Origin of the sequence: Hoylesella shahii, assembly GCF_937990675.1 — a bacterium.
In the GTDB taxonomy this organism is placed as follows: Bacteria; Bacteroidota; Bacteroidia; order Bacteroidales; family Bacteroidaceae; genus Prevotella; species Prevotella shahii.
Map to the genome: position 1 here is coordinate 1 of NZ_CALKQY010000073.1, position 14,488 is coordinate 14,488.

10 protein-coding genes and 1 pseudogene are annotated in these 14,488 nt (G+C 47.4%); 6 read left to right on the forward strand and 5 right to left on the reverse strand.

Annotated features, from left to right (window positions below; all coding sequences use genetic code 11):
• The first annotated feature begins 417 nt into the window (after positions 1-417).
• The 3 genes from QME03_RS10550 to QME03_RS10560 all read left to right on the forward strand — a co-directional run bounded on the left by QME03_RS10550 (position 418) and on the right by QME03_RS10560 (position 6,138).
• A complete protein-coding gene (locus QME03_RS10550) occupies positions 418-2,046 on the forward strand; it encodes a beta-N-acetylhexosaminidase (protein WP_025815820.1) in 1,629 nt (542 codons plus the stop codon).
• Positions 2,047-2,181: 135 nt separating this feature from the next.
• Positions 2,182-4,242: a glycoside hydrolase family 20 protein gene (locus tag QME03_RS10555; RefSeq protein WP_281724324.1), complete on the forward strand. Its 2,061-nt coding sequence runs from the start codon at positions 2,182-2,184 to the stop codon at positions 4,240-4,242.
• Between the two features lie 276 nt (positions 4,243-4,518).
• Positions 4,519-6,138 (forward strand): sialidase family protein, encoded by a 1,620-nt coding sequence (locus QME03_RS10560; protein WP_281724325.1) that lies wholly within the window; start codon positions 4,519-4,521, stop codon positions 6,136-6,138.
• A 167-nt stretch (positions 6,139-6,305) separates the two neighbouring features.
• On the opposite strand, the gene QME03_RS10565 is transcribed toward QME03_RS10560, so the two are convergent.
• The 5 genes from QME03_RS10565 to QME03_RS10585 all read right to left on the reverse strand — a co-directional run bounded on the left by QME03_RS10565 (position 6,306) and on the right by QME03_RS10585 (position 12,628).
• Positions 6,306-7,397 (reverse strand): ABC transporter permease, encoded by a 1,092-nt coding sequence (locus tag QME03_RS10565; RefSeq protein WP_281724326.1) that lies wholly within the window; start codon positions 7,395-7,397, stop codon positions 6,306-6,308.
• A gap of 218 nt (positions 7,398-7,615) precedes the next feature.
• Positions 7,616-8,719: an ABC transporter permease gene (locus QME03_RS10570; RefSeq protein WP_084614361.1), complete on the reverse strand. Its 1,104-nt coding sequence runs from the start codon at positions 8,717-8,719 to the stop codon at positions 7,616-7,618.
• The gene (locus QME03_RS10575; protein ID WP_281724327.1) at positions 8,716-10,197 is read right to left on the reverse strand and encodes an ATP-binding cassette domain-containing protein; all 1,482 of its coding nucleotides are present in this window, start codon (positions 10,195-10,197) and stop codon (positions 8,716-8,718) included. The genes QME03_RS10570 and QME03_RS10575 overlap by 4 nt, the downstream gene beginning before the upstream one ends.
• Positions 10,194-11,087, reverse strand: coding sequence for an HlyD family secretion protein (locus tag QME03_RS10580; RefSeq protein ID WP_281724328.1), 894 nt, complete (start codon positions 11,085-11,087; stop codon positions 10,194-10,196). Before QME03_RS10580 ends, QME03_RS10575 begins: the two co-directional genes overlap by 4 nt.
• A 236-nt stretch (positions 11,088-11,323) precedes the next feature.
• A complete protein-coding gene (locus QME03_RS10585; RefSeq protein WP_281724329.1) occupies positions 11,324-12,628 on the reverse strand; it encodes a TolC family protein in 1,305 nt (434 codons plus the stop codon).
• Between the two features lie 164 nt (positions 12,629-12,792).
• Here QME03_RS10585 and QME03_RS10590 point away from each other — a divergent pair, with 164 nt between their 5' ends.
• From QME03_RS10590 to QME03_RS10600, 3 genes and pseudogenes are all read left to right on the forward strand, one after another.
• Positions 12,793-13,692, forward strand: a complete 900-nt coding sequence (locus tag QME03_RS10590) for a helix-turn-helix domain-containing protein (RefSeq protein ID WP_281724330.1) — start codon at positions 12,793-12,795, stop codon at positions 13,690-13,692.
• 141 nt (positions 13,693-13,833) lie between these two features.
• Positions 13,834-14,151 (forward strand): annotated as a pseudogene (locus tag QME03_RS10595) (type II toxin-antitoxin system RelE/ParE family toxin).
• Positions 14,152-14,157: 6 nt separating this feature from the next.
• Positions 14,158-14,469 carry a HigA family addiction module antitoxin gene (locus QME03_RS10600; RefSeq protein WP_110370222.1) on the forward strand — a complete coding sequence of 104 codons (312 nt, stop codon included), beginning with the start codon at positions 14,158-14,160 and terminating at the stop codon, positions 14,467-14,469.
• Positions 14,470-14,488 lie beyond the last annotated feature (19 nt).

Consider the following 14,488-nt stretch of genomic DNA (forward strand, 5'->3'; position numbering starts at 1 on the left):
AGTAAGTAGTAAAGTAGTAAGGAGTAAAGTAGTAAGTAGTAAAGTAGTAAGGAGTAAAGTAGTAAGTAGTAAAGTAGTAAGGAGTTGTTTTTAAGGAGTTAAGAAGTTATGGAGTTATGGAGTTAAGCCTTATGCGTTGTTGCAGAGGGGCGAACTTTCTCGTAAACTCACTAACTCTTCAACTCATCAACTTATAAACTGAGAAACTTATCAACTCATAAACTCAATAACTCTCCACTTCATAAACTCAATAACTTACCAACTCATCAACTTATAAGCTCAATAACTTACCAACTTACCAACTCATAAACTCATAAACTCATCAACTCAATAACTTACCAACTCATAAACTCATAAACTCAATAACTTACCAACTCATCAACTTATAAACTCAATAACTCATAAACTAAAATAGGAATGAAACATCTTCTATTAGCTGCGGCCTTAAGCTTTTCGATGCTAAGCGCCCATGCAGCAGATGCCAACTACAATGTAGTGCCACTGCCCAAGAGTGTTGTGATGGTCAAAGGTCAGCCTTTTAACCTCACAAGTGCAACAACCATCGTGTACGAAGGTACTAACCCCGAGATGAAACGCAACGCACGCTTCCTCTCTGAGTACATCCAGCAGTCAACTGGTATTAAAACCACCCTGCTAGATAAACGCGACAAGAAGGCTGCAGCCATTGTTTTGGTTATCAATCCCAAAGTGCAGGGCGACGAAGCTTATCGCCTTACTGTTAACAACAAGCAGGTAACCATCGCCGCTAGCACTCCTGCTGGCGTGTTCTATGGCATTCAAACCCTGCGTAAGTCGTTGCCCGTGCAAACCAATGGCGCCGACATCACTCTGCCTGCAGTAGATATTGCCGATGCTCCACGCTTTGGCTATCGTGGTATGATGCTCGATTGCGGTCGCCATTTCTTCCCCGTTAGCTTCGTTAAGAAGTTCATCGACATCTTGGCTATGCACAATATGAACGTGTTCCACTGGCATCTAACCGAAGACCAAGGATGGCGTTTGGAGATTAAGAGCCATCCCGAACTCACAGCTAAATCGTCAATGCGCTCGGGAACGGTAATTGGTCATAACGCTACTGTGGATGATAGCATCCCTCATGGTGGCTTCTACACCCAACAAGAGGCTCGCGACATCGTGGAATATGCTCGTCAACGCCATATCACCGTTATCCCCGAAATAGATATGCCCGGTCACACGCTGGCTGCTTTGGCTGCTTATCCCGAACTGGGTTGTACGGGTGGTCCCTACGAAGTGGGCCATCGCTGGGGCGTTTATAAGGATGTTTTGTGCCTTGGTAAAGAGAGCACATACAAGTTTGTGCAAGATGTTATCGACGAAGTGGTTGACATCTTCCCCGCTAAATACTTCCATATCGGTGGCGACGAGTCGCCAACGGTGATGTGGGAAAAATGTCCTAATTGCTTGCAAAAGGCTAAAGACGAAAACACCGACATCAAACACCTGCAACAATACTTCACCAACAGAATTGAGAAGTATCTTAACAGCAAGGGTAAGAGCATTATTGGATGGGACGAAATTCTCGAAGGCAAAATCAATCAAAGCGCCACAATCATGAGCTGGCGTGGTGTTGAACCTGGTCTTAAGGCCGCTAAGCAGGGACACGATGTGATTATGACTCCTAGCTCGCATGTTTATTTCGACCATTATCAAGCTAAAGAAACTAAGCACGAACCCGATGCAATCGGCGGATGTTCGCCTGTTGAGAAGGTTTACTCTTACGAACCATTGCCCGAAACACTCGATGCTGAGGCTAAAAACCGCATCAAGGGTGTGCAAGCTAACCTCTGGACTGAGTACATTCCTTTCACCACACAAGCCGAATACATGGTGCTGCCACGTATGGCCGCATTGGCTGAGGTGCAATGGACGCCTGCCGGACAGAAAAATTTCGACAACTTTAGCAAGCGCGCACTGCGCCTGAGCGACCTATACGACCGCTATGGCTATGTGTATGCTCGCCACTTGTGGAAAGAAAAGGCCATTCCCACATCGGCCCTTTGGTAAAATACATCGCAACGGCAGTTGTCTCTCTGCTCTCCTAACCTGGGAGCAGTGAGATAACTGCCGCTTTTCTTTATCTTATTTATTTAGCCTTGCATGTTAAGGCCCATCCCGTATCTTCTTAATAGTATCCCACACATGCACAAAACATTCTTCGCCTTGCTGCTCATGATGGCATCGCTCTGTTTCACACAGGCACAGGCGCAAACCGTTATCCCGCAACCCAAGGAGATAACCATGGGTAAAGGCTTCTTCACCATTAAGCCCAACACGCCTGTTGAACTGAACTTCGAGGGCGAAGAGGCACGCCAAATGAAGGCCTACATACGCCAAACCTTGGGCTTGAAGGTGTTTAAAGGAAAGTTCATCAGTAAAGTTCCGGCCATAAGCCTTAACTTGTTGCGGATAAAAGAGCCGTCTTGCTACGGTAGAACGTTCCCCGAATATTATACCCTAGACGTAACGCCCGAACGAATAACCATCATGTCGCATACCACAACAGGTCTGTTTTATGCCTTGCAAACCCTTCGGCAGCTTATGGTAGACGGCAACAAGGTGGCTTGCGCCAAGGTAAGCGACGAACCAAGATTTGCTTATCGCGGCATGATGCTCGACTGCTCGCGCCATTTTTTCACACCACAGTTTATCAAAAAGCAAATTGATGCCTTGGCCTACTTCAAGCTTAACCGCTTTCATTGGCACTTAACCGATGGCGGTGGATGGCGTCTGGAGGTGAAGAAATACCCCAAACTGATTGAAGAAACGGCTTATCGAACACAAAACGACTGGACTAAATGGTGGCGCGAACACGACCGGCGTTACTGCCATGCCAGCGATTCGGGCGCGTATGGTGGATATTACACACAAGACGAAGTGCGCGACATCGTGGCTTATGCAGCTAAACAGCACATCACCGTTATTCCTGAGATTGAAATGCCTGGCCATAGCAACGAGGTGTTCGCGGCTTATCCCAACCTCACTTGTGAGGGAAAGGCCTATACCAGTCCCGACTTCTGCCCTGGTAACGATAGCGTTTTCACCTTTCTCGAAGGGGTTCTCACCGAGGTGATGCAGCTCTTCCCCTCTAAATATATCCATATTGGGGGCGATGAGGCATGGCAAGAGAAATGGAAATCGTGCCCCAAATGCCAAAAACGAATGAAGGATGAGGGACTGAAAGATACGCATGAACTACAAGCTTACTTCATCATGCGCATCGAAAAGTTTCTTAATGCACACGGTAGAAAGTTGCTTGGATGGGACGAAATAATGCAAGGACAACTGGCTCCTAATGCTGCTGTGATGTCGTGGACGGGCGAAGAGGCTGGCTTGAAGGCCGCAAAGGCGGGGCATCATGTTGTGATGACACCTGGCGCTTATTGCTATCTCGACATGTATCAGGATGTTCCTTTCACCCAACCGAAGGCAATGGGCGGATATGTTCCACTCGAAAAGGTGTATTCTTACGAACCTATCGCCAACAAAGAGGCGGCTACCATGCTCGAAAAATATGTTGATGGCGTGCAAGGTAACCTCTGGACCGAGGAAGTACCCACTCCCGAACATGCCGAATACATGCTTTATCCACGTATGCTGGCTATTGCCGAGGTGGGATGGACACGCAATCGACCAACTTACGATAACTTCCGAAACCGCACTATTCATGCTCTAGAACGCATGAAGACGATGGGTTATAACTTCTTTGACCTGCGTAACGAACGCGGACGACGAAAAGAATCGCTTTCGCCAGTTAAACATCTGGCTCTTGGCAAGCCTGTTACCTATCGCGCTAAATACACGGAGAAGTATCGCGCAACTGGTGATGGCGCTCTAACCGACGGACAACGTGGCGACTGGGTGTTTAAAGGAGACCGCTGGCAAGGCTTTATTGGTGGCGAATGTATGGATGTGGTGATTGACCTTGGGGCTGAAACTGAACTCCACGAGGTGTCGGCCGACTTCCTGCAATCTATGGGTGTGGACATTGCTTTCCCTGATAGCGTTGAACTATTAGTGTCTAACGATGCTCAAAACTTCACTTCATTGAGTCGCCGAGATGTTCCTCAACACGATAAACGCGAATATTTCATCGAACCCTTCACTTGGAAAGGCAACGTAAAGGCTCGCTATGTACGCCTTAAAGCCAAACAAGGAGCCGAAGGCGGATGGGTGTTCTGCGATGAAGTGAAAGTATGGTAAGAGCTTTTAAAGGTGAAAAGGCTTTTAAAGGTGAGAAGGTGGAAAGGTGAAAGAGTGAAAATGGCTTTTAAAAGTGAAATGATGGAAAGGTGAAAGGCTGATAGAATGAAAAGGGGAAAGAGTGACAATGGCTTACTTAAACGATGCATTTGGCTTAACTCCTTACTCCATATCTCCTTACTCCATAACTTCTTACTCCATATCTCCTTACTCCTTACTCCTTACTCCATATCTCCTTACTCCACAACTCTTCAAAATAAATTCAAACAACATATTATGCGACTATTTTTCATTGCCGTATTATCGGCCATTTCGCTTGCGATGCAAGCTCGTGACACGCTTTTTGTGCAACAGCCGCAGTATCCCATACTCATCGAACGCCACGACAATATACTGATGTTAATGCGTATCGACGCCAAAGAGACGGGAACACTCAATGCCCTAACATTGGATTTGGGCAGCGCACCACGCGAACAAATTAAATCTTTGAAGCTATATTACGGAGGCACCGATGCTCGCCAAGACTATGGCAAACGGCGTATGATGCCCGTGGAATATATCACCAACTTCACACCAGGCCGTACAATGGAGGCCATCCCTTCGTATTCGGTGAAGCAAGACGAGGTGCAACCCACGCAAACCACTGTTACGCTGCGTAGCAAACAAAAGCTTTTCCCTGGATACAACTTTTTTTGGGTGAGTATCGAGATGCAACCCACAGCTGCCTTGCACACCACATTCAACATCGCCTTGCGCGAAGCTCTCGGCGATAACAATCCACTGACGGTTGAAAACGTGGGTCAACCCACTCCGCTTCGCCGTATGGGTATCGGTGTTAGGCATGCTGGAGACGATGGCGTATCGGCTTATCGCATCCCAGGATTGGTTACTACCAATCGCGGAACATTGCTCGGCGTGTACGATGTGCGGCATAATAGCAGCGTAGACTTGCAAGAATATGTCGATGTTGGGCTTAGCCGCAGCACGGATGGTGGTCGTTCGTGGGAGCCGATGCGTCTTCCCATGGCCTTTGGCGAGACTGGCGGACTGCCCAAAGCACAAAATGGTGTGGGCGACCCCAGTATTCTGGTAGACACGAAGACCAATACCGTGTGGATTGTTGCTGCTTGGACACATGGCATGGGTAACCAAAGGGCATGGTGGAGCTCGCAACCTGGCATGGATTACGACCATACCGCACAACTCATGCTCGTTAAAAGCGAAGACGATGGTCAAACTTGGTCGGAACCCATCAACATCACTTCGCAAGTGAAAAAGCCCGAATGGTATTTCCTCTTGCAAGGACCTGGCCGTGGTATCACCATGACCGACGGCACATTGGTTTTCCCCATACAGTTTATTAAGGCCAATCGCGAACCCTCGGCTGGCATTATGTACAGCAAAGACCGTGGTAAAACATGGTACATCAACCAGCCCGCACGAGACAATACCACCGAGGCGCAAGTGGTTGAAGTGGAAAAAGGCGTGCTGATGTTGAACATGCGCGACAACCGCGGAGGAAGTCGTGCCGTGTGTACAACACGCGACCTTGGCGCCACTTGGACCGAACATCCCTCTTCGCGCAGTGCTCTTATCGAACCCGTTTGTATGGCTAGTATCATTAGTGTTAAGGCTAAAGACAATGTTTTGAAACGCGACATCTTGCTTTTCTCTAATCCCAATTCTACCAAGCACCGCAACAACATCACCATTAAGATGAGTCTTGATGGCGGAAAAACGTGGTTGCCCGAACATCAAGTGTTGCTCGATGAAGGTTTTGGTTGGGGTTACTCGTGCCTAACGATGATAGACAAGGAAACCATTGGCATTCTCTACGAAAGTAGTGTGGCCCAAATGACCTTCCAACGCATTCCGTTGAAAGACTTGATGAAGTAACACGCGTGTGCTTTAACATGGTTAAATAAAAAGACTATGGCCGAGAACCCCCATTTGGTTCTCGGCCGTTTTGTGTTCTATCGTCCCCTTTTTTCAATATCTACCTACAAAAACTATTGTGTCAACGCTCTAATGCAAAACAAAAATCGGGTAAACGCCCTTTAAGTCTAGTTGTTTTTTCTATAACTCCACACTGCCCATGTACCCATAATCGTTGCCATCGATGTGAGAAAGGCGAGTTGGGGGAGGATGCCACTTATTGTTGTGCCACGAATAAACACCGAACGGGCTGCGTCGATATAGTGGCGCACGGGCACTATCCACGTAAGTGTTTGTGCCCAAGTGGGCATGCTGTGCACAGGTGTAAACAATCCGCTTAGCAATAACATGCAAACCATGATGCCCCACATCATGAGCATGGCTTGTTGCATATTGTCGCTGTAGTTGCTAACAATGAGTCCGATGCTACTAAAGATGATGGTGAGCAGAACCATTAGCAGGTAAAGCAGGGCGATGTTGCCAACTGGCACAATGCCATAAAACGCCCATGCCAGCAGCAAACACATGGTGTAGACCACCAAACCAATGCACCAATAGGGCAATAGCTTGGCTGTGATAAACTGCATTTTGCCCACGGGCGTTACGTTTATCTGCTCGATGGTGCCCGCTTCTTTCTCGGCAACGATGTTAAGAGCTGGCAAAAAACCGCAAACCATAATCATTATCATGGCCATAAGGGCAGGAATCATATTTACTTTGTAGCTCTCGTGGCGATTGTATAGGGTGGTTGTGGTGATGGTTGGCTGGTGGCGCGAGGGTGGGGGGAGGTTATTGAGGTTTGTACTCGTTACGATGTTAGCTAGATAAGCGCTGCCCAATCCGCCCTTCGTGCCGTTGGTGGCATTGGCTGCGATAAACACTTGCAGATTTTTACCCAGTGTTTGTTCTCGTTCAAAGTGTGGGGGTATAACCATCACCACATCTGTTTGCCCCTTTTCCACGCTTTTTATTGCTTCGGCATACGATGATGTCATGCCGTTGAAGTGGAAATAAGAGGAGTGTTCAACTTTATTTATGATTTGGCGCGACAGTGTTGAGTGGTCGTTGTCTACGATGGTTACTGTTACGTTGCGCACTTCTAAATTGGTTATCCAGGGTGTTATGCCCATAATCATAAGTGGAAATAACACCACCAACCGCATAACAAAGCCGTTGCGACGTATCTGTATCCATTCTTTTTGTAGGAGAGATTTGAACATATTAAAGGATTTAGTGGCCTCACCCCCCCGACCCCTCTCCAAGAGGAGAAGGGAGTGAAATGCCTTGTTTGGGCGTGTTTGTTATGTTTGTTAGTCCTTGTAATTGCCTTACATACTTTATTGTTTTCCCTTGTTGTTGCCTTACATATTACTTCCCTCTCCCCTTGGAGAGGGGCTGGGGTGAGGCTTTTCCCCCTTGGAGAGGGGCGCGGTTGAGGCTATTCTAACCTAATTTTAAACTTCTTCAATGCAATGCACAGTGCCAATGTTGCAATTGAGATGAGCACAACCATTTCTTTTATCACCATATCTAGCCCCACGCCCATAATCATAAGTTTGCGAATGGCGGCGATGAACCAGCGGGCGGGGATGATACAAGACAGCCATTGCAACACCTGTGGCATACTTTCTATGGGGTAGATGATGCCCGAGAGCAACATGGTGGGCATTAACATCATCATACCCGATGCCAATAAGGCCTCTATTTGGGTGGTGGCAAGCACGCTGATGAGCAAACCTAGGCTCAATGCTAAGAACACATAGAGCAGGCAAAGCGTGAAGATGGCAGAAAGATTGCCCGACAGCGGTACGCCTAAAACGAAATTGGCAATGCAGAGAATGAGACTTAGAATAATCACCGACAACATTAAGTAGGGCACGGCCTTGGCTATGAGCACCAGCAAGGGGCGCATTGGCGACACGAGTAGCACCTCCATTGTGCCACGTTCTTTCTCACGAACGATGCTCACGGCCGTCATCATGGTGCAGATTATCAGCAACAGAATGCCCATGATGCCTGGCACAAAGTAGTAAGCACTTTTCATTTGGGGGTTATACAGCAGTCGGATGTTTGTTGTTGGCCTTGTTTCTACCCCTGCTTTGTGCTGTTGTTGCAGTGTTTGTGCAATGATTTGCGAGGCATAAGCGGTTTGTAGATGCGACATGTTGGGGTCTACTCCGTCGGTTATTATTTGTATTCGCGCCCCTCCATCATAGCGATGGCGGTCGAACCCAGGCGCAAACACCAGCGCTAGGTCGGCTTGCTGGTTGCGAATAAGTTGCGTGGCAGCCTCTACGGTGGGAGCGTTGTGGGTGTGAGTGAAATACTCTGAGGCATCAAGCCGTTGGAAAATCTGTTGTGCTTCGTTGTTCCAGGGTGTGGTTACAGCCACAAGGCGCACGTTTCGCACATCGGTTGAAATGGCAAAACCAAAGAGCAACATCAATACTAGTGGCATGCCAAAGAGTATGAGCATGGTGCGACGGTCGCGTAAGATGTGGCGTATCTCTTTGTTTACGAACGAAAAGAAAATTTTCATCATTCACTCCTTTCTGCATTACGGGCAAGGAGGGTAAACACCTCGCCCAAATTCTCTTTTGCGTATTGTCGTTTTAGTGCCTCGGGTGTGTCTAATGCACGTATCTTTCCATCCACCATGATAGACAAGCGGTGGCAATATTCGGCCTCGTCCATATAGTGTGTGGTAACAAAAATGGTTATTCCGCTCTGTGCAGCCTCGTAAATAAGCTGCCAAAACTGATGTCGTGTGTTGATGTCTACACCGCCTGTGGGTTCGTCTAAGAACACCACTTCGGGCCGATGCAATATGCTTACCATGAAAGCTAGCTTTTGTTTAAAGCCTAGGGGGAGCGTTTTAACCAGTCGGTTGGCCTCGTTTTGCAACGTGAGTTTGTTTAGTAGTCGTTGGGTTTCGTGTTTAATGTCGGCTGGTTTCATGCCATAGATGCCGCCAAAGAGTCGGATATTCTCGGTAAGAGTGAGGTCTTCGTAAAGCGAAAAACGCTGACTCATGTAGCCTATGCGCCGCTTGATGGCTTCGTGTTGCGTGCTAACATCAAAACCGGCCACGGTGGCTTGTCCGCTTGAAGGCATACTAAGGCCCGAGAGAATGCGCATTGCCGTGGTTTTGCCTGCACCATTGGCACCTAGAAAACCAAATATCTCGCCCCGTTGCACATCGAACGAAATATCGTCTACGGCATTAAACGTGCCGAAGGTCTTTACCAAATGGCTCACATGGATAATGGTTTCGTTCTTGCAGGCATGGTTGTTGGCGCTTGGATGGTTGTTGGATGGTTGTGGTTGGCACTCCTTATTAATATAGAAGGGGTGCATCTCGTTGGGCGTTTGCGGTGCATGGGGCGTGGTAAGTGCCGATGGAAGGGGTGGAGAGGTGATGTCGTCGCAGCGGTTTATCTCCTCTTGATAGGGCGTAGAAACAAGGATGGTGATGCCTTGTTGTTTCAATCGGGCAAGCATATCCCAAAACTCGGTGCGCGAAACGGGGTCGACACCTGTGGTTGGTTCGTCTAATAGCAGCACGCTGGGTTGGTGGATAAGTGCGCAACTAAGGGCTAGTTTTTGTTTCATGCCACCTGATAGTGCACCGGCTCGCCTGTTCTTAAAGCGTTCAATTTGTCCGTAGATGTCTTTAATGATGGGATAGCCTTCCTCAATGGTTGTACCAAAGAGTGTGGCGAAGAAGCGTAAGTTCTCTTCAACGGTAAGATCGGGGTATAGACTAAAGCGTCCTGGCATGTAACCCACGCGCTGCCGAATGTGTTTCAGTCCACTTACTACGTCGAAACCATCTACCGATGCCGTGCCACTAGAAGGCAAAATCAAGGTGGCCAAGATGCGAAACATCGAGGTCTTGCCTGTTCCGTCAGGGCCAATAAGTCCGTGCAGCGACCCTTTGGCCACGCTAAACGAGAAATCCCTCAGGGCTTGTATCTCGCCATAGCTTTTGCAGATGTTGTTTACTTCGATGGCGTTCATAACTTCATTTCTCCATACATGCCAATCTTGATGTAGCCATTGTTTTTCACACTCACCTTTACGGCGTACACTTGGTCGGCCCTTTCGTCGTTGGTAAGAATACTTTTGGGGGTAAATTCAGCCTTTGGCGAAATCCATGTAACAAGACCTTGGTAAGTGTGTTGGGTGTTGTTGCCATAATCGGCAAATACCTTTACACGCTGTCCCACGCGCACTTTGGCCAGCTGTGTGGAGGTAATGTAGGCGCAGAGGGTCATGTTTCGCGTGTCGGCCACCTTGAAAAGCGGTCGGCCAATGGTTGCAAACTCACCCTGTTCGGCATATTTCTCTAGCACAGTTCCTGTTATTGGTGATTTGATGCGACATTTTTCCAGTTGGTCCAACACCTCATAACGCTGAATATCGGCAGCACTCATCTGACTGTTTAGGCTTCGAGTGCTGTTTTGCAACAGCGACAATTGCCCCTGTAGTTGTTTTTGCAGCACGGCCACAGCATTCTGTGCATCGTCAAGTTGTTTGCTAGTGGCAGCGCCATCTTTAAGTAAAGCCTCGGTTCGGCGTTGTTCTATAAGGGCCTTATTAATTTGTTGTTGCAGAGCAGCAATTTGTGCTTGCACGTTGGGACGTTGGTTGGCAAGCACCTCCTTGCTGACTCCCATCTGCTTAGCCTTTAGTTGTAGTTGTACAGTGTCGATGAGTCCCACTTGCTGTCCGACCTTAACGGCTGTTCCCTCGGTGAGGTTTAGCACCATCAGTCTGCCCGTTCCTTCGGCCGAAACGGTTACTTCTGTTGCTTCAAAGATGCCCGTGGCATCGTATTCTTTTTCGTTTCCGCCGCAAGCAGCGATAAATACTGCGAGTGCGGCAAGAGTTATTGATTGATGTTTCATATTATTTGTGTTGTTTCTGGCCTCACTACCGTTCCTAACTGACCTCACAACACCCCCTAACCGGCCTCACCCCCAGCCCCTCTCCAAGGGGAGAGGGGAGTGAAATGCCTTGTTGGGGCGTGGTTGTTATGTTTGTTAGTCCTTGTAATTGCCTTAAATACTGTTTTATTTTCCCTTGTTGTTGCCTTACATATTACTCCCCTCTCCCCTTGGAGAGGGGTTGGGGGTGAGGCCGGTTAGGGCGTGGCTTGTTTTGGGATTGTGGGTTCTCCCTTTACATACTTCAAGTTATAAATCCCTTGTAACATCTCCACTTCGTGGGTAGAGCGATTTATTTTTGCGTTGTTTTCGCGCGTTATCTCCTGCAACAAGCTATTGGTGTCGATAATGCCGTTAGCAAGTTTGGCTTCGGCAGCCCGTCTCACATTCTGTCTAAGCACCACAATCTCGTTATCAGAATTTAGAATTTGGCGCTTGCTTTCAATGGCAGCTTGCTGTTTTATCGTTTCTAGCCGATTGTTGAACAAAAATAATTCGCGAGCGTTTTCAATCTCGGCCAGTGATACTTTTAAGCGTTGCATGTTGTTGCGATGTGTGTATAGATTGCCAATGCTCCACGCAAGACGAACGCCAGCAATGGCATTGAACGATGGCGACCTACTGTTCATATCCTTAAACATGTCGAAACCAGGATAACCATAATAGGCTTGCCCGAAAATACTCAATGTGGGAAGCAGCGAACTATGCAATGCGCGTTGCTGCGAAGCCACAAGGCGCAGTTGCAGGTCGATGACTTTAAGCTCAGGCCGAACATCTTCTGCAGTCTCTTGAATATCTGTTGATGTTGGTTTTTCAATGCTGTCGATGCGGTCAACGTTGCAAAACAAAGCCAACATCTGGCAAAGCGCCTGTCGTGCGTGTTGCAGTTCGCTGGTGGTTTGCATGGCCGTTAGTCTTTCGGCTCTCAGTTGGTCAACATCGCTTTGCAAGGCTACGCCTTGTTTTTGCAGTGCAGCAAGTTTGTTTTCATTGCTTAGCAACAGCGTTTGTAGGTCGGTGTTAAGTTGCAAACGCTCGTCGATGAGCAAGATACCAAAATACAAGTCGTTCACTCTTTGGCGCACTTGATAGAGCGAAACATCTGTTTGGGCCTCGTTGGCTTGCTGTTGTAGCAATGCCACTTGCCTTTGTGCGCCAATCCTTCCGCCATCCCACAGCATTTGGTTTACATCAACGCCCACGCGGTATTGTTCTTTAGCAAGTCCGCGCAGGTCTCGACCCATAGCAGTTAGCATGCCGTTAAGTTCACTGGGAAGCTCTGCCACGCGGTTTTGTATTGTGGCTTGGGCTGTTGCTTGCACCTGTGGCAACCATCCTTTCTTCAGGTTGGCGATGGTAAAGGCTGTGGATTGCGCATACAGGGCGCGCCGTTTGATGAGAGGAAAATTGTGTTGTGCTTGCCGTTGGCAAGTTTCAAGCGACACTTGGGCAAGGCAAGCGGTGGCACACAGCAAGGCGATGGATAATAATGTATATTTCATCTTATCTGCGGTTTACTTTTCTTGGTACAAAGTTAGGTGGTTTTAGTAGCGTTGTTGTTATCTTTTACGGCCCAGAAATGTTCTTTTAGTATCTTTATTTTGTGTAGATTTATATTACATTTAGGGTTTAATGATTATCTTTGCGGTGTGTAAAAGCATTTAATATGGAACAGAAAAATATCGAGACACTAACGCTAAAGGAGATAAAAAACCGACTAGAAGGGCAGGTTGCAGCCACTGATATGCCCATGATGGAAAACGGGTTTGCGATGCTTTATGGTGGAAAACGCCAGTTTGGTAAGGCTGCTGTTCCTCATTGTCCTTATCGTTTACCGGGCATTCGCATAGGTCTTTTTATTAAAGGCGAAGCGCAAATAACGCTCAATCTCATCCCTAGGCATCTTAGTGGCAACACCTTAACCTTCTTTTGCGATGGAGCAATATTGCAGATAGATGGTATAAGCAACGATAGCGACGTGCGTGGCGTGCTTGTTGAGCCATGGTTGATGAACGAACTGTTTCCGCAGGGCGTGCCAGCAATGTTTAACGGACAGGTGAAAGATGCACTGATGCCCGTAGACGATAGTACGTTTGCAAAAATTCAGCATCTGTACGAAGCATTGGCACTGGTGCTTCGCGATAAACCCGTATCTCGTTCGGCAGCCTTGTCCATCATTTCGGCCCTGTGTTGTGTGTATAGCGAGTATTATGTTCGTGTGTCAGAGCATCCTGCCGAAGCTCCTTCTAGACAGCGATTGCTGTTTGATGCCTTTATTGCCTTAGTGAATGAGCATGCCAAAAGTGAGCATAATTTGGCTTTTTATGCCGACAAACTATGCTTGTCGCAACGCTATCTAAGTAGGGTGGTGTGGCAAACCAGTGGTGTATATGCCAAGGAATGGATAGACCGCGCTGTGATAACCGAGGCCAAAGTGATGTTGCGACATGGGCAAATGGCTGTTGCGGCCATCTCGGATGCCTTAAACTTTCCTAATCCTAGCTTCTTTAATAAGTACTTTAAACGGCAAACGGGACAAACACCCTTGGCATTTAGGAATGGATAGCATGTGTGTTTTTGGTATGTATAACAGAGAGTGAATGGAACAGATATTGGAACAGAAATAGTTGTAATGCCTGCAAAAAGTGTTCGCATAAGTTGCGAAGGTTGATTATTCTGGATATCTTTGCAAAAAGAAACAGCAAAGATGGAAATAACCTTTGAGCAAGAATATTTGAGGGAGCTGTTTTATTTGGGTAAAACTCATGATTAGAAACATCGTTTTCAACCGCAAGTTATACGGAAGTATATTAATGTGTTGAACCTGATGAGCTCGCTTAATAGTACAGAGGACATGTATCGCTTTACCTCTTTGCATTATGAAAAGTTGGTAGGTGACAAGGTCGGGCGTGAGTCTGTGCGAGTTAATGACCAATATCGTATTGAATTTCGCTCGGAAATTAAATCCGGAGAGCGGATTGTTACCGTTTGCAACATATTGGAATTGTCAAACCATTATAAATAAAATGATATGTCTAGTTTAGGTTATGGCTTTTATGCCACACATCCTGGTGAAGTGCTTAAAGACGAATTGGAGGCAAGGGGCATATCCCAGCGTAAGTTCGCCGAAAGTATCGGCATGGCTTATTCGGTTCTAAACGAACTATTGAATGGGCGTAGGCCGTTGAGTACCACTTCTGCCCTTATGTTTGAAGCGGCTTTGGACATTCCTGCCGAGCCCTTAATGGAATTACAGATGAAGTACAACATGCAGGTTGCACGAAAGGATACTACGTTGGCAACCCGTTTGAAGAAGATAACAAAAGCGGTGGCTAGGTCTTAACGTTGTTGGTACAATGCTG

What these genes read in the sequence shown, in the direction of transcription:
- QME03_RS10550 (WP_025815820.1), top strand. Translation starts at nt 418, where the DNA reads ATGAAACATCTTCTATTAGCTGCGGCCTTAAGCTTTTCGATGCTAAGC.
- QME03_RS10555 (WP_281724324.1), top strand. Translation starts at nt 2,182, where the DNA reads ATGCACAAAACATTCTTCGCCTTGCTGCTCATGATGGCATCGCTCTGT.
- QME03_RS10560 (WP_281724325.1), top strand. Translation starts at nt 4,519, where the DNA reads ATGCGACTATTTTTCATTGCCGTATTATCGGCCATTTCGCTTGCGATG.
- QME03_RS10565 (WP_281724326.1), bottom strand. Translation starts at nt 7,397, where the DNA reads ATGTTCAAATCTCTCCTACAAAAAGAATGGATACAGATACGTCGCAAC.
- QME03_RS10570 (WP_084614361.1), bottom strand. Translation starts at nt 8,719, where the DNA reads ATGATGAAAATTTTCTTTTCGTTCGTAAACAAAGAGATACGCCACATC.
- QME03_RS10575 (WP_281724327.1), bottom strand. Translation starts at nt 10,197, where the DNA reads ATGAACGCCATCGAAGTAAACAACATCTGCAAAAGCTATGGCGAGATA.
- QME03_RS10580 (WP_281724328.1), bottom strand. Translation starts at nt 11,087, where the DNA reads ATGAAACATCAATCAATAACTCTTGCCGCACTCGCAGTATTTATCGCT.
- QME03_RS10585 (WP_281724329.1), bottom strand. Translation starts at nt 12,628, where the DNA reads ATGAAATATACATTATTATCCATCGCCTTGCTGTGTGCCACCGCTTGC.
- QME03_RS10590 (WP_281724330.1), top strand. Translation starts at nt 12,793, where the DNA reads ATGGAACAGAAAAATATCGAGACACTAACGCTAAAGGAGATAAAAAAC.
- QME03_RS10600 (WP_110370222.1), top strand. Translation starts at nt 14,158, where the DNA reads ATGTCTAGTTTAGGTTATGGCTTTTATGCCACACATCCTGGTGAAGTG.